The following is a 20,479-nucleotide window of genomic DNA, read 5'->3' on the forward strand; positions in this document are numbered from 1 at the left end:
GCCATCCATGGCGCACACAGCGGACGTCACCTCCCCGAGCATGACCAGCGTCAGGGAGGAGGGGCTCGTCGAGATGGCGTGGGACCCCATCACCCGCATCGTCGGGAGCCTGGGGATCTACACCAAGATGGACTTCAAGAACAAGGTCGTGAAGGAGTGCTACTCGAGCTCCCACGTCTTCCGTGGCTACAGCGTGTTCATGAAGGGCAAGGACCCGCGCGACGCGCACTTCATAACCAGCCGCATCTGCGGCATCTGCGGTGACAACCACGCGGCCTGCTCGGTGTACGCGCAGAACATGGCCTACGGCGTGCGGCCACCCCCCATGGGCGAGTGGATCATGAACCTCGGCGAGGCCGCCGAGTACATGTTCGACCACGCCATCTTCCAGACCAACCTCGTCGACGTGGACTACTGCGAGCGGATGGTCCGCGAGACCAACCCCAGCGTGTGGGAGCGCGCCAAGCAGACCGAGGCGCCGCACGCGGCCCTGCACGGCTACCGCACGATCGCCGACATCATGACGGCGCTCAACCCGCTGGAGGGCGAGCTGTACCTCGAGGCGCTGCAGGTGTCGCGGTACACCCGAGAGATGTTCGTGCTGATGGAGGGACGCCACGTCCACCCGTCGACGCTGTACCCGGGCGGCGTCGGCACCCAGGCGACGGTGCAGCTGTTCACGGACTACATGGTGCGCCTGATGCGCTACGTCGAGTTCATGAAGAAGAACGTACCGCTGCACGACGACCTGTTCGACTTCTTCTACGAGGCGATCCCCGGGTACGAGGAGGTCGGCAACCGGCGGATCATCATCGGCAACTGGGGCTCGTTCCAGGACCCCGAACACTGCGACTTCCGCTACGAGACCATGGAGCACTGGGGCCGCAAGATGTTCGTGACGCCGGGCATCGTGGTCGACGGCAAGCTGCTGACGACCAACCTGGTCGACATCAACCTGGGCATCCGCATCCTGCTCGGCTCGTCCTACTACGACGACTGGGAGGACGGCGAGACCTTCGTCACCCACGACCCGCTGGGCAACCCGGTCGACCGCCGGCACCCGTGGAACCAGCACACCATCCCCAAGCCCCGCAAGCGCGACTTCACCGACCAGTACACGTGGGTCATGTCGCCGCGCTGGTACGACGGCGAGAACCACCTCGTGATGGACACCGGCGGCGGACCACTCCCGCGGCTGTGGGTGACCGCGCTGGCGAACCTGGTCGACATCGACTACGTCCAGGCCACCGGGTCCAGCGTGAAGATCAACTTCCCCAAGACGGCGACGATGCCGGCGCAGACGCTCGAGTGGCACATCCCCGAGCGGTCCAACACCTTGGAGCGCAACCGGGCGCGCAGCTACTTCCAGGCCTATGCCGCCGGCTGTGCACTGCACTTCGTTCAGCAGGCGCTCGACGGGGTGCGTGCGGGTGAGACCGACACGTTCACGCCCTTCGAGGTCCCCGACGAGGCAATCGGCTGCGGGTTCCACGAGGCGGTTCGCGGCGTGCTCAGCCACCACGTGGTCATCCGCGACGGCAAGATCGCCAACTACCACCCGTACCCACCGACGCCGTGGAACGCCAGCCCGCGCGACGTGTTCGGCCAGCCCGGACCGTACGAGGACGCGGTGCAGGGCCAGCCGATCCTCGAGGAGAACGAGCCCGACAACTTCAAGGGCATCGACGTCATGCGGACGGTCCGCAGCTTCGACCCGTGCCTGCCGTGCGGCGTCCACCAGTACCTGGGGAAGGGCAAGATGCTCAAGGAGCTGCACTCCCCCGCCGGGGTCCCGGACCAGCGGTGAACGTCGACGCCGTCGGCCGGCGCGTCGAGGACCTGCTCGACCAGATCGCCGGCCGCGACGAGGTCGCCGCCGAGCTCACCGAGGAGCTCGTGCGTGAGCTCATGGGGCTGTACGGTGCCGGGCTCGCACGGGTGCTGGACCGCATGGCCGCGGCGGCACCCGACGCCCTGCGGGAGCTGACGGTCGACCCTCTCGTGGGCGGGCTGCTGGTCCTGCACGACCTGCACCCCGACGATGTCGCGGCCCGCGTCGAGAGCGCACTCGAGCAGGTCCGTCCGTACCTGGCGTCGCACGGCGGCGGCGTGCAGCTGCTCGGGGTCACGGGCGACGTCGCCCGGTTGCGGCTGGAGGGCAGCTGCGACGGCTGCGGGTCGTCGCAGGTCACGCTGCAGCACGCCGTCGAGGGCGCCGTGCTCGATGCCGCACCGGAGATCGGTCGCATCGAGGTGGAGGGGGCGGTCGGAACGGGCAGCGGTGGCACCGGACTGATCCCTGCCGAGTCGCTCTCACTGCGCCGCAGGGTCGCCGATGCCGGGTGGGAACCGCTGCCCGACCCGTCCGCCGCCGACGACGACACCGTTTCGACGCGGGACGTCAACGGCACGCGGGTCGCGGTCGCTCGCCTCGATGCCCAGCTCTTCGCCTACCGGGACCTGTGCCCGGCCTGCGGCGGCTCACTGGCCGGCGGAAGGCTTCGCGGCGAGGTGCTCGCCTGTCCGACCTGCGACGTCACCTACGACGTGCGCCATGCCGGCGCCGCAGTCGACGGTGGCTCGGGACTCAGCCCGGTGCCCCTCCTGGCGGACGGCGCGGACGTGCGCGTCGCGGTGGGAGCCCTGCGGTGACACGACGAGGCCTCGCACGGTTCACCCGGCCCTCGCCGGGCCCGGACGCGGGAGCCTCGGACGGCGCGGCTGGCATGGCCGGCGCCAGCACGTCCACCAATGAACTGGACCTCCCACCGACGCTGGCCCGGTTCGTGGGTGCGCGCACGCGTCCGACGCCCGGCGAGGCGTGCGAGATGTGCGCGGTCGCCATCTCCGACGACCATCGCCACGTCGTCGACCTCGAACGCCGGTCGCTGCTCTGCGTGTGCCGTGGCTGCGCGCTGCTGTTCGAACGCACTGCCGGCGGCACTCCGGTCCCCGACCGCCGGCTCGCTGACACCCGCCTGCACCCGCGCCGGTACCGGACGGTGCCCGACCGCTACGTCGAGATCACGCCGTTCACCCTGCCCGGCCCCGCATGGGCGGCACTGCAGATCCCCGTCGGCGTCGCCTTCGTCGTGGCCAACACCCAACTGGACCGCACCGTCGCGTTCTACCCCAGCCCGGGAGGCGCGACCGAGTCCGAGCTGCCGCTCGACGCATGGGGTGACATCGTCGCGGCGAACCCGGCACTGGCAGAGGTCGAGCCCGACGTCGAGGCGGTGCTGCTGCGCACGGGCGGCGACGAGCCGACGTGCCACGTGGTGCCGGTCGACCGCTGCTACGAGCTGGTCGGCGCGATGCGGCTGCACTGGCGCGGCTTCGACGGTGGGACCGAGGTGCGTGAGCAGATCGCGGCGTTCTTCGACGCCATCAGCGCCCGGGCCCGAAGCCCGTCCGAGGTGGAATCGTGAGCAGGTTGCGCTTCGAGGTGGTCGGCGCACGGGCGGACCCGACCGGCGCGGCGCCGACCGTGGTGCTCGGGCTGCACATCACGGCGCCGCCGGACCAGCAGGTGCAGTCGATCCTGCTGCGCTGCCAGCTGCGGATCGAGCCGGACCGGCGGCGCTACGACGAGGCGACGCAGGCGCGGCTGGTCGAGCTGTTCGGCGAGCCGCACCGATGGGCCGAGACGCTCAAGCCGTTCCAGCTGACCCACGTCACCCTGCCGGTCCGCGGGTTCTCCGGCGTGGCCGAAGTCGATCTGCCGGTCGAGCTCAGCTATGACCTGGAGGTCGCAGTCGGCAAGTACCTGCACGCCCTGCGCGACGGTGCCGTCCCACTCCTGCTGCTGTTCAGCGGCACCGTGTTCCATCAGACCCAGACGGGGCTGCAGGTCGAACAGATCCCGTGGGACCGCGAGGCGCCGTTCGACCTGCCGGTCGACGTGTGGCGGGCGGCGCTGGACACCCACCACCCGGGCACCGGCTGGCTCCGGCTGCACCGCGACACCATCGACGCGCTGCATGCCTACAAGACCAGCCGCGGCCTGTCGACCTGGGACGACACGCTCGCGGCGCTGCTGGACGGGACGACCGCGAACGCACCGATCGGCAACGGCCGGCACGTGCCGAACGCCGACACGGGTGGGCGGTCCGCATGAATACTCGGGGCTGCAGTCACGTCCGCGGTTGGCACACGTCATGAGCACCGCGACGACCGATGTCCTCGCGCGGGCGCGCCGGATCGCCGACGCGGTCCTCTACGAGGGCTACGTGCTGTTCCCCTACCGGGCGTCGGCGCTGAAGAACCGGTACCGGTGGCAGTGGGGCGTGGTAGTCCCGCAGGCACAGGTCGAGCTGGGCGCGACCGAGCCCTCGACGCTGTCGTGCGAGACCCAGGTCCGCTGCGCGCCCGGCACGCGGATCGACGTCACCGCACGGTTCCTGCACCTGCGGCTGCGCCAGCTCGTCGACGCCGGCGGCACCCCTGTCGACGAGCTCGACGTCGACGACACCCCCGTCCCGACCTGGGAAGAGGGCCTCGAGCACGAGGTCACTGTCCGGGTCACGACCCCCGACCGTGGCAACCAGCACCGGGACACCGGCACCAGCGGCCACACACCCGCCGAGCGTGGCAACCAGCACCGGGACACCGGCACCAGCCGCCACACCCCCGCCGACCGTGGCAACCAGCACCGCGAGACCGGCACGGGCTGCCACGCGACGGAGCGGTTCGTGCTCGAGGCCGGGGAGGACGTCGAGCAGCTCGGGGCGACGGGGCACGCGGTGCGCACGACATGGCGGGTCACCGGTGCGCTGCGGGTCGAGGCCGAGCCCGCCGGCGACGGCGTGTGGACATTGCGGACGGCCGTGCACAACGACACGCGGTGGTCCCAGCGCCGCGCCCCACGCGACGACGTGCTGCGCCACTCACTGATCGGCGTCCACGTCGTGCTCCACACACACGACGGCGCCTTCGCCTCCGTCATCGACCCGCCCGACTGGGCGGCACACGACCTACGCCAGCGCGGCCTGCACCCAGTTCTGATTGGCAAGAACCACGACGTCGTGCTCGGTGCGCCGATCATCCTGTACGACGATCCGCAGATCGCTCCCGAGAGCCCCGGACCGTCGTTCGACGCGACCGAGGTCGACGAACTGCTCGTGCTCGCGGTCATGGGCCTGACGGATGACGAGAAGCGCCGTGCCCGAGCCACCGACCCGCGCGCGGCGGCCCTGATCGACCGCACCGATACCCTGCCACCTGCGGTGCAGGGGCGGCTGCACGGCGCGATCCGCGAGTGGGGGCCGACGACGCTGGCCCCCGAGCCGGCCGTCGGTGTCAGCGACGAGGTCCGGGACCTGCTCGGCGTCGGTGAGGAGCCGCTGCGTGCAGTCTCACTCGGCGGACACGACGTCGAGGTCGGTGATCGGGTCCGGCTGCGCCCACGCCGCCGTGCCGACGCGCACGACCTGTTCGTCGACGGGCGGGTCGCGTCCGTCGAGCGGATCGTGCGCACCGTCGAGGGCGAGACGTACCTGGCCGTCACCGTCGACGACGATCCCGCCGCCGCCCTGCACCGCTGGTACGGGCGCTTCCAGTACTTCGGCGTCGACGAGGTCGAGCCGCTGCCCGGCCATGCGCCGACGTCCCCATCCACCCCACCGGCGTCCGACGCGGGCGCCGGACACGCCACGCCACAAGGAGGCTAGCCGTGGAGAAATGGATCCTGCGCTTCATGGTCACCGCGATGCTCGCCATCGGCATCTGGGCCGTTGCCGCATCGGTCGATGACATCAAGCGCTACGCCAAGATGCGCCAGATGTGACGAGGAGTCGACGATGCCGAACCGCCGAGGCACCACCATCGAACCGCACGAGCTGGAGCGGGCCCACCCGTTCCCCGCGGGCCGCTTCGCCGAGGCCGAATCCCAGGAGCGGCGCGGCCCGGCCGGCAGCCGTGACCGGGGGTCGGTGCCGACCCGCAACGTGAGCGGGCGTCCCGACTCGTCCCAGGAGGGGCCTGTCGGCTGGACAGGGGTCAACCCGTTGCCGCCGATCGACCCGGCGATGCCGCTGCTCGCCCCCGGTGACCAGGGGGGCTGACCGGTGACCCAGCAGGTCCTGATCGCCGGCGTCGGCAACATCTTCCTGCGCGATGACGGCTTCGGCTCGGAGGTCGCGCAGCGCCTGGCCACGCGGCCACTGCCGGACGGCGTGCGGGTCGTCGACTACGGCATCGGTGGCATCCACCTGGCCTACGATCTGCTCGCCGGCGTCGACCAGCTGATCCTCGTCGATGCGCTGCCGCGGGACCTCGCCCCGGGCACGGTGTCGCTGCTCGAGGTCCAGGCCGACCAGGACCTGCTGTCGACCGTCGACAGCCACGCAATGGACCCCGCCACGGTGTTCGCCAGCCTGCGCGGGCTGGGCGGCCTGCCGCCACCGACCGTGGTTGTCGGGTGCGAGCCGGCCGACCTCTCGGAGGGCATGGGTCTGACACCGCAGGTCGCGGCCGCCGTCGATCCGACCGTCAAGCAGGTCCTGCAACTCGCGGCCGAACGGGCCGGCGGCGTGGGCGCGCAGACCCCGAAGGCTGCGGAAGGACGCTGACGTGCATGAGATCGGCATCTGCGAGAGCGTGCTGGCCGCTGTCGAGCGGCGCGCCGACGGCCGTTCGGTCGACGCGTTCACCGTGCGCGTCGGCACGTTGCTGCGGGTCGTGCCCGAGGCCTTCGCCCAGTCGTTCGAGCTCGTCGCTGCCGGCACCGTCGCCGACGGTGCGCGTCCCGAGCTGGAGCTCGTCCCCGTCAGCTGTCGGTGTGAGCAGTGCGGCGGGACCTTCGACTCCGACGATCCCCTGCCAACGTGCCCGGACTGCAACAGCGTCCGCGTGGCACGGTCGGGCGGCGACGACCTGGTGCTGACATCCATCCGCTATCGGACCACGTGACGAGAGGACCGCCTATGTGCCTGGGGATCCCCGGACGGGTCGTCGACTTCCTCGACGAGACCGACCAGCTCGCGAAGGTCGAGGTCACCGGCGTCCGGCGCAACATCAACATCGGGCTTGTCAAGGACGAAGGCCTGGAGATCGGCGACTGGGTGCTGATCCACGTTGGCTTCGCCATGTCGATCATCGACGAGGACGAGGCCGCGAAGGCGATGGAGGGCCTCCGGCTGCTCGGCGAGCAGTTCGAGACCGAGGTCGCCGACATCGCGGGATCGAGGATCGAATGACCTCGCACGATGTGACGGCGGACCGAGACCTTGCCACCACTGACGTCGAGGCCGGCACCGGCGCGCTGCTCCCGGTGCTCGGCACACCGCCGCGGACGGTGCCCGACACCGGGGCGGCGTGCGCGATCGACGACGACGGCTGCATCACGTGCGGCGACGTCGCGGTGGCCCTGACGGTGGAGGAGGTCGGCAAGTTCGACGCGTTGTGCCGTGACGACGAGGGCCGGACCGAGACGGTCGCGACCGAGCTCGTCGGTGCCCTGACGCCGGGTGAGCGGGTGCTGGTGCACGCCAAGGTCGCCCTCGAGCGCCTCGCACCGGTGGAGGGACGTCGCTGATGCGCTTCGTCGATGAGTACCGCGACCCCGACCTGGCCCAGGCGCTGGCGGCGCGCATCGCGTCACTGGCCGACCCGGGCCGCCACTACAAGATCATGGAGGTCTGCGGCGGGCACACGCACGCGATCTACCGCTTCGGCGTACACGACTTCCTGCCCGAGACCATCGAGCTGGTCCACGGTCCCGGGTGCCCGGTCTGCGTGATCCCGATGGGCCGCGTCGACGACGCGATCGCGATCGCCGAGGCCAACGACGACGTGATCATGACGTGCTTCGGCGACATGATGCGCGTGCCGGGCAGCACCGGGTCGTTCCTCGACGCCAACGCCCGCGGTGCCGACATCCGCATGGTCTACTCACCGCTCGACGCGCTGCGCATCGCCCGCGACAACCCTGACCGGCAGGTCATCTTCTACGCGATCGGTTTCGAGACCACGGCGCCGTCGACGGCGCTGACGCTGGTGCGGGCCAGGCGTGAGCGCATCACGAACTTCTCCGTGTTCTGCAACCACGTGACGATCGTCCCCGCGATCAAGGCGATCCTCGACTCACCGGACCTGCGCCTCGACGCGTTCATCGGTCCGGGCCACGTATCCACCGTGATCGGCTGCCGGCCGTACGAGTTCGTCCCTGCACGCCACGGCAAGCCGGTCGTGTGCGCCGGGTTCGAGCCGCTCGACGTGCTCGAGTCGATCGCCTGGATCATGCAGCAGTTCGCCGACGGCCGTTGCGAGGTCGAGAACCAGTACACGCGGGTCGTGCCGTGGGACGGCAACCCGCAGGCCCTGGGCGTGATGGCCGACACCTTCGAGCTGCGCCCGCATTTCGAGTGGCGGGGCCTTGGGTTCATCTCACACTCGGCGCTGAAGGTCTCGGACCGCTACGCCGACTTCGACACCGAACTGCGCTATGAGGTGCCCGGCGTGCGCGTCGCCGATCCCAAGTCGTGCCAGTGCGGCGAGGTCCTCAAGGGCGTGCTCAAGCCCTGGGAGTGCAAGGTGTTCGGCACCGCCTGCACGCCCGAGACGCCGATCGGCACGTGCATGGTGTCGTCGGAGGGCGCGTGCGCCGCGTACTACAACTACGGGCGCTACGCCAAGAAGCGCCTGCACGTCGAGGTGTGACGCGATGCCGAAGCAGTTCACCGAGCACGAGGTCATCGAGCGCATAGAGGACATGCGCCGTCGGCGGCCACGGTTCATCGACAAGCACATCACCATGTCGCACGGGGCCGGCGGCAAGGCGTCGAGGCAGCTGGTGGAGGGCCTGATCGTCCCGCTGCTGGACAACCCGACGCTGGCCCCGCTGGGCGACGCGGCAGCGATCACGGCCCGGGCCGGTGCCGGCAACGGTGCGGGCGTCCAGCTGGCGTTCACGACCGACTCGTTCGTCGTGCAGCCCATCCGCTTCCCCGGTGGCTCGATCGGCGAGCTCGCGGTCAACGGCACCGTCAACGACCTGGCGGTCTCGGGCGCCCAACCGCTGTGGCTGTCGGCCGCGCTCATCCTCGAGGAGGGCCTGGGCGCCGACGTGCTGACCGCCGAGGTCGAGGCGATGGCCACGGCAGCGCAGACCGCTGACGTGACGGTCGTGACCGGCGACACCAAGGTCGTCCAGCGCGGGAAGGCCGACAAGCTCTACATCACCACGGCGGGACTGGGGGCCAGGGCAACGGGGGCGGCCCTGGCCCCCGAACTGGTCCGGCCCGGCGACAAGGTGCTGGTGTCGGGGACCATCGGCGACCACGGTATCGCGATCATGCTGGCGCGCGGGGAGCTCGACATCGACGCCGACGTCCGCAGCGACACGCAGTCGCTGTGGCCGCTGGTGTCGGCCTCGCTGGACGCCTGCGAGGAGGCGGTCCACTGCATGCGCGACGCGACCCGCGGCGGCGTCGCGACCGTGCTCAACGAGATCGCGCTGGCCACGCGGCTAGGGATCGTCATCGACGAGCAGCGGCTGCCGCTACGCCCCGAGGTCGTCGGCGCCGGCGAGATCCTGGGCATCGACCCGCTCTACGTCGCCAACGAGGGCAAGCTGATCGCGTTCGTGGCGCCCGAGCAGGCCGGCGCGGCGCTCGCAGCGATGCGGTCGCAGCCCGCGGGTGCGGACGCGGCGATCATCGGCGAGGTCCGCGACGAACCTGAGGGCCGTGTGCTGGGTCGCACGACGTTCGGCGGGCACCGGATGATCGACATGCTCGTCGGCGACCCACTGCCCCGCATCTGCTGACCGGCGGTTCCCCGCGGCGCACCACGCTCGCGACGCACCTCCGACGCTCGGGAGTCCAGCGGTCACACGTCGCGTATCCGCCACCGCGACCGACAAACGTCGGCGCACGACCGTCCACGCGCCGTGATGTCAGGGCTCGATGCGGTCCGCGTACTCCTCGGACTTCACGGCGGCCGGATCACAAAGGAACGGCTCCTCCTGCGCGCCACCGGTGTGGTACCGGTAGAGCTGGTCGTCGACCCGCAGGTGCACGCGGGTGCCCTGATGGGGGTCACCGAGCCCTCGGCCGCCGTGTACCGGGCAACCCAGGGCATCGTCGGGCCACGTCACGCGCTGCGCGAGCACGACCTCGATCCGACCGGGCGGCACGCCGGCGCGCTCGGACAGGTCCCGGACAGCCTCGTCCACGACCGGACGCAGGCTGCGCTCCACCGGACGGTCGTCATCATCCGCGTTCGCGAGATCGTCGGGTGTCGCGGCATCGTCGGACCGTGGAGCTGCGTCCTGCTCGGTAGGTGCTGTCGCCGCGACCGCCACGTCCTCGGACGTGACGTCCTGCGCACTGCCCCCGACCTCCTGCGCCGCTCCGCAGGCGGTGGCCAGCAGCAGGCAGGCCGCAACGACCATCGTTCGCACCATCGTCTGCGCTCGCCTGTGCGCCATGTGCCCTCCGTCGACGCCGCCGTCCGTCGATTGGACGTCCCGGTGGAACGCTCGGTTCCCGCGACATCGCTGTCGCCGTCGAGCGTACCCGGCGCTCCGGCGCGCCTGACAGGCCGGGCGTGACCGTGACAGGCGGATGACAGGCGGATGGGAGCGGCCCCCCGCATGGTTGTCCCATGCAGGACATCGCCGCCCCGACCGTCCATCTGACGACCGGATGGGAGCCCGACGTCGCGCCGGGCGACACCGTGCTGCGGCAGTACGTGCTGCACCTTGCCGCCCAGCTCGCCTCAGCGGCCGAGGCCGCGGGTGGCCGGGTAGAGCGCACCGTCGACCTCCTCTGCGCAGACAGCGGCCGACCGACCGGGTTCTTCAACGCGGCGGTGCTGCTGCGACCCCCGCCACCGGACGGCTGGGATGACCTGCTCGACCACGTCGAGGCCTTCTACGCTACGTCGGGCACCGGCACCGTGCTGCTGTGGAGCCCGTGGCCGACGCCGGACCTGAGCCGGCGCAGCTGGCACCTCGAGGGTCACCCCCCGCTGCTGGTTCGCCCATCGAGTGGTCCCGTGCCGGCCGCGGTCGACACCATCGACGTCGTCGAGGTCACCGACCGGCCGACGTTCGACGACTGGACGCGGACCGTGATCGCAGGATTCCCCCTGCGCGAGCTGCAGCACCGGCCCGGCGCACGCCTGGTGGACGAGCGCCTGCTCGACGACCCGCGCTGGCGGTTCTGGGTCGCATACGACCACCGCGCCCCCGCGGCCGCCGGGACCCTGTTCACCGACCTCGGCATCGCCCAGCTCGCCCTGGCCACGACGCGCCTCAGGCCCGTGGCCGCGGTGCCTGGTACGCACTCGTGCGCGAACGCCTGCTCGCCGCACCACACCTGCTCGCTGGCGGCATCTTCAGCGACGACAGCCGCCCCGGCATCGAGCGCCTCGACTTCCTGCCGATCACCCGCTTCACGCTCTGGTACCGCCCTCGTCCGGCCTCGTGACGAGAGGACCGCACCCGATACCCCAGTCCGTCCCCCCAGCACCGCTGAACCACGAGACGAGCAAGGAGCACGTCATGACCACGACCACCACGCCATCGATCACCAGCGACGCCGACACCTTCGCCGAGCACGTGTTCGGCGCGGCCAACCACGCGCTGGAGATCATGGGCGCCTACATCGGCGACCGGCTCGGATGGTATCGGGCGCTGGCCGAGGCCAGCGCCACGCCTGACGAGCTGGCCCAGCGCACCGACACGCACCCCCGCTACACCCGTGAGTGGCTCGAGCAGCAGGCCGTCATCGGCTGGGTCGACGTGACCGACGAAGGCGACACGCGTCGCTTCCACCTGTCGCCTGCAGCCGCGGAGGTCCTGACCGACGAGCAGAGCCTGCTCTACCTCGCGCCGCTCGCGCGGATGCTGGGTGCGTTCGTGCAGGTCCCCGAGCTGCTGGAGGCGTACCGCACCGGCGGCGGCGTGTCGTGGCAGCAGTACGGAGCGGACGCCCGTGAGTCGCAGGCCGACATGAACCGGCCCTGGTTCGAGCACGAGCTGCCGAGGGCGTTCGCCACCACCCCTGCGATCGACGAGGTGCTGCGCCGGCCGGGCGCCACGGTCGCCGACGTCGGCTTCGGCGCCGGCTGGTCGAGCATCGCGATCGCACGTGCCTACCCCCAGGTCACGGTCGAGGGCTTCGACACCGACGCCGCGTCGGTGGAGATGGCACGCCGCAACGCCGTCGACGCCGGGGTCGACGACCGGGTGACCTTCACCCACGCCGACGTGGCGACGCTCGATGGCGAGTACGACGCGGTCTGCTTCTTCGAGTGCCTGCACGACATGCCCCACCCCGTCGAGGCGCTGGCCGCCGCCAACCGCATCGTTCGCCCCGACGGTGTCGTGGTCGTCATGGACGAGGCCGTCGGCGACGACTTCACCGCACCCGGCGACGACGTCGAGCGTCTCATGTACGGGCTGAGCATGCTGGTCTGTCTGCCCGACGGCATGTCCCACCAGCCGTCGGCCGGCACCGGCACGGTGTTCCGTCCGCCGATCCTGCGGGACTACGCACAGACCGCGGGGTTCCGCGACGTCGAGGTGCTGCCGATCGACGACTTCGGGTTCTGGCGCTTCTACCAGCTGCACCGCTGACCCCCCGGGCGGATGCGGGCGGCCGCAACGGTCCGCCCGCGTCCGCGTGCGTCAGCAGTCGCCGTCAGCCGTCGTCGTCGAGCGCAGCGAGGACGTCGAGCAACCACACGATCGCCGCATCGTCATCCATCGCCGCACCGCGGGCGCGGGCGGCCGCGAGCCGCTCCGCACCCAGCCGGCCACCGAGCTCCTCGGCGGCCTCGGCGAGCCGCCTGGCGTCCGCGCCGTACGGCTCCGCCGCGGTCGTCCGGGTCGACAGCACACCGAGCAGCACGGCGGCGTCCTCGTCGGCGCGCAGGCGCAGCAGCATGCCGACGATGCTGCGTGTCGTCACCCACTGCTGGGTCCAGTTACCGGCGCGGTGCCAGCGGTCGACGGTCTCGCGGAACAGCGGCACGGCCCGTGCCGCATCGCCGTGTCGCGCCAGCAGCGATGCCGTCGTGACGAGAGCGACGCCGGTCAGGAAACGGTCGTCGAGCGCGCGGCTGCGCGCCAGGGCGTCCTCCGCCAGCGACAGCGCCCGCTGCGGATCCGTCTCGACCAGCGTCTCGGCCAGGCCGTATGCGGCCCACGCGATGGTCGTCGGCGCGTTGGCCCGCTGGCCCGCCTCGAGCAACCGCTCCGCCTCTGCGACGGCCGCGTCGGTCTCGCCGCGGTAGGCATGCGCCAGCGCCCGGTTGGCGCGGACCCACACGCCGAAGAGGTGCTGCGGGCCGTACGCCGGCATCCGTCCGAGGTCGTCGGCCAACCGCAGCACGTCGTCGAGGCGGCCCTCGTACAGCGCGACGTCCGACAGCGTGTAGCGCGCGACGTAGCCGGCCGGATCGTCTGGACCGTCGGCGTGCGCGAGGCCGCGCTCGGCGAGCTTCAAGGCGCGGGGGAGGTCGCCGCGGAACCGCGCGCTCATCGCGGCGGCGCCGTACGCCCCCGGCAGCCAGGGCGAGTCGATGCCGACCTGCTCCGCCACGTCGATCACCCGCTCCGCCCAGGCGAACGCCTCGCCCAGTGCGCGCTGCTCAACGTAGACCGGCAGCGCCGACACCAGCCGCAGTGCCAGCTCGAGGTCGTGCTCGACGCTCCACGCGTGCGCGGCCCGCAGCTCGTCGATCTCCCGGTCGATGATGACAGCGGACACCGGATCGTCGGCGTCGAACAGTCGGGCGGTGACGTGCTCGGCGAGGTCGACGTGGTAGGCGGCGTGCGCGTGCCGGGCCGCCCGTGTCTCCGCGCGGGCCTCGAGACGTTCCCTGCCGTAGGCACGCAGGGTGTCGAGCAGCCCGTAGCGCGCGACGTCGGCGTCGGTGTGTGCGACGACCATCGAAGCGTCCACCAGGTCGGCGACCACCTCGGCGACGTCATGGACGTCGACGTCGGGAACCGCCGCGCCAGGGCCACCGACGTCGCGGGCCTCGACGTCGGCGTCAGTGCCAAGCGCGACGACGTGCTCGGCGGCGTCGAGCGTGAACGTGCCGGCGAACACCGACAGCCGGTCGAAGACCACGCGCGCCCGCTCGTCGAGCAGGCCGTAGGACCAGTCGACGACGGCCCGCAGGGTCCGGTGCCGCGCCGCGCCGCCGCGACGGCCGCCGCGCAGGACACGGAACCGCCACGACAACCGTGACGCCAGGTCTGCGGGTGTCATCGACCGCATGCGCGTCGCCGCGAGCTCCAGCGCGAGCGGCACGCCGTCGAGCCGCCGGCAGATGTCGGTCACCACTGCGAGGTTGTCCGGCGTCAGGGCGAAGTGCCCCCCGGCGGCGGCGCGGCGGGCGAACAGCTCCACGGCCGGGCTCATCACGGGTGTGGCACTGTCGCCGCCGGCGGGCGGCACCGCCAGCGGTGGCACCTCGACGACCCGTTCCGTCGTGACGCCGAGCCGCTCCCGGCTGGTCACGAGCATCGCGATCCCCGGACACGACCGGACGAGCGCGCCGACCAGCGCGACCACGCCATCGATCACGTGCTCGGCGTTGTCGAGCACCAGCAGCCCGCGACGCGGGCGCAGCACCTCAACGATGCCCTCCACGGTCGTCATCCCCGCCCGGGGCTGGGCGTCGAGAGCCGTCATGACGACCTCGGCCACCGCGTCGTCGGCGTCGATCGACGCCAGCTCGCACCACCAGGGACCGTCGCGGTGGCCAGGGCCGACGAGCATCGTCGAACGCACCGCCACGCTGGTCTTGCCGACGCCGCCCGGGCCGATCAGCGTCACGGGGCCGCCGGCTCCCAGCGCGGCGCAGACCCGCGCGACGAGATCGTCGCGCCCCACGAGGTCCGGCGCGGGAGGCAGCCCCACGGGCTGCACGGGCGGCGTTGGACCCTGCGAGGTCGCGTCTTCGTCCTCGTTCCGCCCGGTCGCGACGGGCAGGTCCGCCGCGACCGACGGTCCACCGAGCTGGGGGTCGCCGCGCAGGATCTGCTGTTCCAGGGAGCGCAGCGCGGCCGAGGGCTCGAGCCCCAGCTCCCTGTCCAGCAGGTCCCGGTAGTCGCGGTAGGCGGCGAGCGCGTCGGCCTGCCGTCCGGCGCGGTACAGCGCCACCATGAGCAGGGCCTGCGGGCGCTCTCGCAGTGGCTGCGCGTCGTTCAGCACCTCGAGCCGCGCGACGGCGTCGTCGGTCCGTCCCAGCGCCAGCGCTGCCTCGATCCGCTCCTCGGTCGCCGTGACCCGCAGCTCACCGAGCCGCGCCGCCTCGGCTCTGGCGAACTCCTCGTCGCGGAACTCCGCGTACGCGTCCCCGCGCCACAGGCCGAGCGCCTCGTCGTACAGGTCGGCGGCCGCCGCGGGGTCACCGGAGGCCGCGCGGGCACGGTCCACGAGGTCGGCGAACCGCGTGGCGTCGAGCATGTCACGGGCCAGCGTCACCGTGTAGCCGGGCGCCCGTGTCTCCACCGTCACCGGCCGGGCGTCGTCGGCACGCAGCCGGCCGCGCAGGCGCGAGACCAGGTTGTGCAGCGCGCCGGTGGCGTTCTTCGGGGGATCGTCGCCCCACACCACGTCGGCGAGCCGGTCGGCCGACACGACCGAGCCGGCGTCGATCACGAGCGCCGCTAGCAGCCGGCGCAGCTTGGGTGACGGCAGCGGCACCGGTCCGCCGTCGTCGGTGACGACCTCGAGCGTCCCGAGCACCCGGACGTGCATCAGCCTGCCGGGTCCACGTCCCGACGACGACGGCCAGTGGTGCCAGCTGCTCGTCCCACGCGCCGGATCGTACGCACGCCACTCCGGAGGTGCACTCGACGGCCGTCACCGCTGCCGTGCAGCGGCACATGGCCGGCATCGGACCGGGCCGTGACCACCCGGCCGTCCGGCGTCGGCGTACGTCGACGGTGGGGTACCAGCGTGGGTGGTGATCGATATACCAGCTGGATGAGCAGCGCACCCAGGCAGACGAGCTCGCCGATCAGCTGCAGGCCCGGGATCACGAGATCACCGAACTGCGTGCCCAGGCCGCGACACTCGAGCAGGCCCGCGCCGCGGCCGACGACGACCGCGCGCGACTGACAACCCAGCTCGACCAGGCCCGCGCCGAAGCCGACGACGACCGGACCCTCGTGGAGGGGGTCGGCCCGAAGATCGCCGGTCTGCTGGCCAACGCCGGGATCGACTCGTGGCGGGCGCTGGCCGAGGCCGACGTCGAGCGCCTGTAGCTGGTGCTCGCCGGGGCGGGCCCGCGTTACCGGATCCACGACCCGTCGAGCTGGCCGACGCAGGGCAGGCTGCTGGTCGAGGGACGCTGGCCGGACTTCAAGGACGTGGTCACCGGATGAGCCGGGGGCCGCTGCTCAGCGCAGCACGACCAACGCGAGGACGGCGACGACGCCGAGGAACAGCCCGGTCGACGCCATCCGGACCAGCGGGCTGGCCTTGACGAACCTGCGCTGCAGGCGCACGCCGCGGTCGATCATCTGGCGCAGCGCCCACTGGGCCCAGCGGAAGCGCACCGCCAACATGGCGAGCCCGATCGGGACCACGATCGTCGCCGGGCCCGGCAGCACCGTCATGGCCAGTCCTGCGACGATCACGACGACCGCGACCACCACCCAGACGGCGCGCAGCGCCGGACCGCCGTCGTGGTAGTGCTGCTGCACCGCACGTACCCGCCGTTGGATGTCCTCTCGCAGCTCTTCCGTCATGTGGATCGACCGTGCTTCCTCGACCGTGCCACGCCGTGCCAGCGGGGACGCGTACCGGATCATCCATCCTGGCACGGCGGGTTGGTGCCCACAGGGGTTGGGCGATGTATCAGATGTAGGTCGTCCTCCTCCTCAATGTAGGTGGTCGTCACCGATCTGCGATCACGGTGATGGCCGTACCGTCGCTCCCGTCACCACACCAGGCATTCGACAACGAGGAACCATCATGATCTCTCCCGCGCAGCTCGCGAAGCTGGTCCAGGCCTACCAGGCCCGCCAGGCCGAGCAGGACTCGCAGACCGCCAACGTCACCGAGCTCGACGTCCGAGCCGGCACGGACGCCGACGTCAGCAGGGCCGCCTGATCCCACAGCACATCCGATGGCACCGGCCTCACGCGCCGGTGCCATCGCCCAGTCCTGGGGGACGGCGTCGGGACCGACCGCAGCGCTAGCATCTGCGGTTCCCGTCGCCAGGAGCGCCCGTGTCGATCGCCACCGTGTCCGAGGAGTACTGGTCGTACCTGCTGTCGATCGCGCCGTCATGGGCGACGCTGCTCGGCATCCACGACCACGACGCGGAGATCGAAGACCTGTCGCGCGAGGCCGAGCGGGCGCAGCGATCGGCGTTCGCCGGCTTCGTCGAGCGGACCGAGCAGCTCGCACCCGACACCCACACCGACCGCGTCACGGTCAGCATGCTGCGCGCCGAGCTCGACTCCCGATTGCGGTCTCTCGGCGGCGTCGACGGCGATGCGCCATCGCACGTGCTGCTGTCGTGCACGCAGATGAACGGGCCGCACCTGCTGCTGCTCCAGGCGACCGCGTCGATGACCTTCCCGACGCCGCAGTGGGCCACCGCGGCGGTCGAGCGGTTCCGCCACACCGACACCTACCTTGCGCAGGCCATCGAGCGGTTCCGTGAGGGGCTCGAACGCGGGCTGACCCCGGTCACCCGCAACCTGCGACATGTCCTCGCCCAGGTCGACGGCTACCTCGCGTCGTCGGTCGACGACGACCCGCTGCTGGCGATGAACGGCCCCTCAGACTGGGAGGGCGAGGACGCCTGGCGCAACGACCTGCGCCGGGTCGCCTCCGACATCGTCCGCCCGGCGATGCGCAGCTACCGCGATGCGATCGAGGCAGACCTGCTGCCGTACGGCCGGGACGACGAGCACGCCGGACTGTGCTGGCTCGACGGCGGTGATCGTCTGTACCGTGACCTCGCTCGCATCTCGACCTCACTCGACATCGAACCCGAGCAGGTCCACACGGTGGGACGGGACTACATCGACGGACCGCTGGCCGACGAGTTCGCCGCCCTCGGCGGCGAGCTGTTCGACACCACCGACGTCGCCGCGATCTTCGAGCGTATGCGCACCGACGACGACCTGCGCTACCAGTCGGGCGAGCAGATGGTCCGCGACGCCGAGGACGCGCTGGCACGGGCACGGTCGGTGATGGACCAGTGGTTCGGCCGCCTGCCCGCGGCGGGATGCGAGGTCCGGCCGGTGCCCGAGTTCCTCGCGGCGAGCGCGCCGCCCGCCTACTACATCCAGCCGGCGCAGGATGGCAGCCGAGGCGGAACCTACTTCCTCAACACACGCAACGCGTCGTCGATGTTCCGCTTCGAGGGCCAGGCGACCGCGTTCCACGAGGCGATCCCCGGCCACCACCTGCAGCTCGCGATCGCCGGCGAGCTGGAGGGCGTGCCGGCGTTCCAGCAGCACTCCCTGCAGACGGCCTACGCCGAGGGATGGGGTCTGTACGCCGAGCGGCTGGCCTACGAGATGGGCCTGTACAGCCAGCGGCGCGACCTGCTGGGCATGCTCGCACTCGACGCGTTCCGCGCGGCCCGCCTGGTCGTGGACACCGGCCTGCACGCCACAGGCTGGTCCCGCGACGACGCCGTCGACTACATGCGGACCCATACACCGCTGCCATTCGACACGATCGACGTCGAGGTCGACCGCTACATCGCAATCCCCGGCCAGGCCCTGTCCTACAAGCTGGGGCAGCTCGAGCTCCGCCGGCTGCGCGCGCACGCCGAGGACGCCCTCGGCGACGCGTTCGACGTCCGCGGGTTCCACGACACCGTCCTCGGGTCGGGCATGGTCACCCTCGGCGTGCTCGACGATCTGGTCGACGGCTGGATCACATGGCGTCGCGCGATGAGCAACGCGTAGCCAGGGCCCCGACATCGACGACGTCGGGACGGTTCCAGGGGCTGTCTCCCGGACCGGTTGTGCGCTTGGTCGTCTCGCTGACGCTCGACTCCCAACGGCCCAGGGACCGTACGGCACGGTGACCAGGGCCGGTGCGCCCGGCTCGCAGGGCGCCGCGAGCGACGAACACCGGGCGTGTGTCGGCGCGAGCCGCCACGACGCGAGCCGGGAGCAGATCGACCGAATGCCGGCCGGGACAAGGTGCAGACCCTAGTAGGCGTCGCGCATGAACGGCGCAGGTGCCGTGAACGCGTCGGTCAGCGCTGTGGCGTCGTCGGCACCGGCACGCAGCCGCCCGGCCCGGATCAGGCCGCCGGCGGTCGCGAAGCCGGTGTACAGGCTGGCCAGCGCCCCCACGTCGACCGTCGCACGCCCGGCACCGCCGGGGGTCAGCGACGCCTCCCGATCGTGGACCTCCAGCACGAACCTGCCGTGGTTCGCCGGGCGCCGGTCGTCGGTGATCTCCAGCTCGACGGTGACCGACACGGGAGGCCACCCACGGGCGGCGATCGCCCGGGGCGCGTCGACCAGGCGGGTCATGAAGTGCTCGCTGCCGGGCTCGGACCGCGTCAGCGAGTCCAGCTCGAACAGCAGCGGGTCGGCCGGGCGCGACCGCAACACGGTGGTGTCCGCAATCGTGTGGTGGTGGCCGACCGAACGCAGCAGCGCACGCTCGACGTCACGGTCGACGCCGAACATGCGCAGCACGTGCACGCCGTAGATCCCGCCGTCGGGCGGGGTCTTCGCCGCGAGCAGCAGACCAGCGGGACGGCCGTCACGGACGGCCACCACGGCCAGCTCCGGCTCCTCCGGGTCGACCTGCAGTGCCCTGGCCAGCCACCGGCGCCCGCCGAGCAGCCCACCCGGCTCGCCTGCCGCGACCTGGTCCTGCAGCGTGGCGAGCGCATCCAGGTCGTCGGGTTCGTACGGGCGCAGGCGCACCTTCGTGGCGGGTGCCGGCACGTCGAGCAGCGCTCGCGTCGGGAGGCGGCGGCGCACGTGCTCACCGGCGAACTCCCAGCCCCAGCGGCGGTAGGGTACGGGCGTCGACGGATACAGCGTCGAGATGACCATGCCGGCGTCGGCCATGTGGTCCAACCCCGCGGCGAGCAGCCTCGAGCCGATGCCGGCGCCACGCTGGTCGTAGGCGACCGCCACCGCGCCGAGACCGCCCATCGGCACCACGCGGTCGAGGAACGCCTGGTGGAACGGCCAGGCGCCGAGGTGGCCGACGACGCGGTCTCCGTCGACCGCCACGAGGCGGTGCTCGTCGGGGATGTAGATCTCGTCCGCGTCGTGGGTCGCGTGCGTGGCGGCGCTGAACGCGTTGACCCGCAGTGCGAACACCTGCTCGGCATCGTCGGGACGCATGGGTCGGATGTGCACGGCAGCCTCCTCCGGTCGGCGACACCACCCGGTCGGTCACCGGCGCCAGCTTGGCAGGTGGGCCGCCAGCGGCGATCCAGGCGCGATCGTCGTTGCGGTGACACCTCGTGGCTCGGTCACACAGGGTGGTGCCGTCGGCGTCGATCAGTTCGC

The 20,479-nt window shown here is 71.7% G+C and carries 21 protein-coding genes; 16 read left to right on the forward strand and 5 right to left on the reverse strand.

Features of this window, described 5'->3' with window-relative positions:
- Positions 1–7 precede the first annotated feature (7 nt).
- The 12 genes from VK923_03815 (at position 8) to hypE (ending at position 9,766) form a co-directional block, all read left to right on the forward strand.
- The gene (locus VK923_03815; protein ID HSJ43792.1) at positions 8–1,807 is read left to right on the forward strand and encodes a nickel-dependent hydrogenase large subunit; all 1,800 of its coding nucleotides are present in this window, start codon (positions 8–10) and stop codon (positions 1,805–1,807) included.
- The gene (locus VK923_03820) at positions 1,804–2,652 is read left to right on the forward strand and encodes a NifU family protein (GenBank protein HSJ43793.1); all 849 of its coding nucleotides are present in this window, start codon (positions 1,804–1,806) and stop codon (positions 2,650–2,652) included. Before VK923_03815 ends, VK923_03820 begins: the two co-directional genes overlap by 4 nt.
- Positions 2,649–3,428: a DUF5947 family protein gene (locus VK923_03825; GenBank protein ID HSJ43794.1), complete on the forward strand. Its 780-nt coding sequence runs from the start codon at positions 2,649–2,651 to the stop codon at positions 3,426–3,428. Before VK923_03820 ends, VK923_03825 begins: the two co-directional genes overlap by 4 nt.
- Positions 3,425–4,117: a DUF6084 family protein gene (locus tag VK923_03830; GenBank protein ID HSJ43795.1), complete on the forward strand. Its 693-nt coding sequence runs from the start codon at positions 3,425–3,427 to the stop codon at positions 4,115–4,117. Before VK923_03825 ends, VK923_03830 begins: the two co-directional genes overlap by 4 nt.
- 40 nt (positions 4,118–4,157) lie before the next feature.
- Positions 4,158–5,669 carry a hypothetical protein gene (locus VK923_03835; GenBank protein ID HSJ43796.1) on the forward strand — a complete coding sequence of 504 codons (1,512 nt, stop codon included), beginning with the start codon at positions 4,158–4,160 and terminating at the stop codon, positions 5,667–5,669.
- A 129-nt stretch (positions 5,670–5,798) separates the two neighbouring features.
- Positions 5,799–6,062, forward strand: coding sequence for a hypothetical protein (locus VK923_03840; protein ID HSJ43797.1), 264 nt, complete (start codon positions 5,799–5,801; stop codon positions 6,060–6,062).
- A 3-nt stretch (positions 6,063–6,065) separates the two neighbouring features.
- Positions 6,066–6,569: a hydrogenase maturation protease gene (locus VK923_03845; GenBank protein HSJ43798.1), complete on the forward strand. Its 504-nt coding sequence runs from the start codon at positions 6,066–6,068 to the stop codon at positions 6,567–6,569.
- A 1-nt stretch (position 6,570) separates the two neighbouring features.
- Entirely contained in the window at positions 6,571–6,909 is a 339-nt protein-coding gene (locus VK923_03850) for a hydrogenase maturation nickel metallochaperone HypA (protein HSJ43799.1), read from the forward strand.
- A gap of 14 nt (positions 6,910–6,923) precedes the next feature.
- The gene (gene hypC, locus VK923_03855; GenBank protein HSJ43800.1) at positions 6,924–7,196 is read left to right on the forward strand and encodes a HypC/HybG/HupF family hydrogenase formation chaperone; all 273 of its coding nucleotides are present in this window, start codon (positions 6,924–6,926) and stop codon (positions 7,194–7,196) included.
- The gene (locus VK923_03860; GenBank protein ID HSJ43801.1) at positions 7,193–7,534 is read left to right on the forward strand and encodes a HypC/HybG/HupF family hydrogenase formation chaperone; all 342 of its coding nucleotides are present in this window, start codon (positions 7,193–7,195) and stop codon (positions 7,532–7,534) included. The genes hypC and VK923_03860 overlap by 4 nt, the downstream gene beginning before the upstream one ends.
- Entirely contained in the window at positions 7,534–8,658 is a 1,125-nt protein-coding gene (hypD, locus tag VK923_03865; GenBank protein HSJ43802.1) for a hydrogenase formation protein HypD, read from the forward strand. The genes VK923_03860 and hypD overlap by 1 nt, the downstream gene beginning before the upstream one ends.
- Before the next feature lie 4 nt (positions 8,659–8,662).
- Positions 8,663–9,766, forward strand: a complete 1,104-nt coding sequence (hypE, locus tag VK923_03870) for a hydrogenase expression/formation protein HypE (GenBank protein HSJ43803.1) — start codon at positions 8,663–8,665, stop codon at positions 9,764–9,766.
- A gap of 129 nt (positions 9,767–9,895) precedes the next feature.
- Here the strand turns inward: hypE and VK923_03875 are convergent, their stop codons facing one another.
- Positions 9,896–10,393, reverse strand: coding sequence for a hypothetical protein (locus tag VK923_03875; GenBank protein HSJ43804.1), 498 nt, complete (start codon positions 10,391–10,393; stop codon positions 9,896–9,898).
- A gap of 898 nt (positions 10,394–11,291) precedes the next feature.
- On the opposite strand from VK923_03875, the gene VK923_03880 reads away from it, so the two are divergent.
- Both VK923_03880 and VK923_03885 read left to right on the forward strand, forming a co-directional pair.
- Entirely contained in the window at positions 11,292–11,432 is a 141-nt protein-coding gene (locus VK923_03880; GenBank protein HSJ43805.1) for a hypothetical protein, read from the forward strand.
- A gap of 74 nt (positions 11,433–11,506) precedes the next feature.
- Positions 11,507–12,583, forward strand: a complete 1,077-nt coding sequence (locus tag VK923_03885; protein HSJ43806.1) for a methyltransferase domain-containing protein — start codon at positions 11,507–11,509, stop codon at positions 12,581–12,583.
- 64 nt (positions 12,584–12,647) lie between these two features.
- Here the strand turns inward: VK923_03885 and VK923_03890 are convergent, their stop codons facing one another.
- The 3 genes from VK923_03890 to VK923_03900 form a co-directional block, all read right to left on the reverse strand.
- A complete protein-coding gene (locus tag VK923_03890) occupies positions 12,648–15,722 on the reverse strand; it encodes a BTAD domain-containing putative transcriptional regulator (GenBank protein HSJ43807.1) in 3,075 nt (1,024 codons plus the stop codon).
- Positions 15,722–16,270: a hypothetical protein gene (locus VK923_03895; protein ID HSJ43808.1), complete on the reverse strand. Its 549-nt coding sequence runs from the start codon at positions 16,268–16,270 to the stop codon at positions 15,722–15,724. Before VK923_03895 ends, VK923_03890 begins: the two co-directional genes overlap by 1 nt.
- 96 nt (positions 16,271–16,366) lie before the next feature.
- Complete coding sequence (locus tag VK923_03900) at positions 16,367–16,717, reverse strand: PGPGW domain-containing protein (GenBank protein ID HSJ43809.1); 351 nt, start codon at positions 16,715–16,717, stop codon at positions 16,367–16,369.
- A 226-nt stretch (positions 16,718–16,943) separates the two neighbouring features.
- Here VK923_03900 and VK923_03905 point away from each other — a divergent pair, with 226 nt between their 5' ends.
- On the forward strand, positions 16,944–17,081 hold the full coding sequence (locus VK923_03905) for a hypothetical protein (GenBank protein ID HSJ43810.1): 138 nt from the start codon (positions 16,944–16,946) through the stop codon (positions 17,079–17,081).
- A gap of 119 nt (positions 17,082–17,200) precedes the next feature.
- Positions 17,201–18,901, forward strand: coding sequence for a DUF885 domain-containing protein (locus VK923_03910; GenBank protein HSJ43811.1), 1,701 nt, complete (start codon positions 17,201–17,203; stop codon positions 18,899–18,901).
- Between the two features lie 249 nt (positions 18,902–19,150).
- On the opposite strand, the gene VK923_03915 is transcribed toward VK923_03910, so the two are convergent.
- A complete protein-coding gene (locus VK923_03915) occupies positions 19,151–20,326 on the reverse strand; it encodes a GNAT family N-acetyltransferase (protein HSJ43812.1) in 1,176 nt (391 codons plus the stop codon).
- Positions 20,327–20,479: the final 153 nt, after the last annotated feature.

This window comes from Euzebyales bacterium, from assembly GCA_035461305.1.
Taxonomy (GTDB): domain Bacteria; phylum Actinomycetota; class Nitriliruptoria; order Euzebyales; family JAHELV01; genus JAHELV01.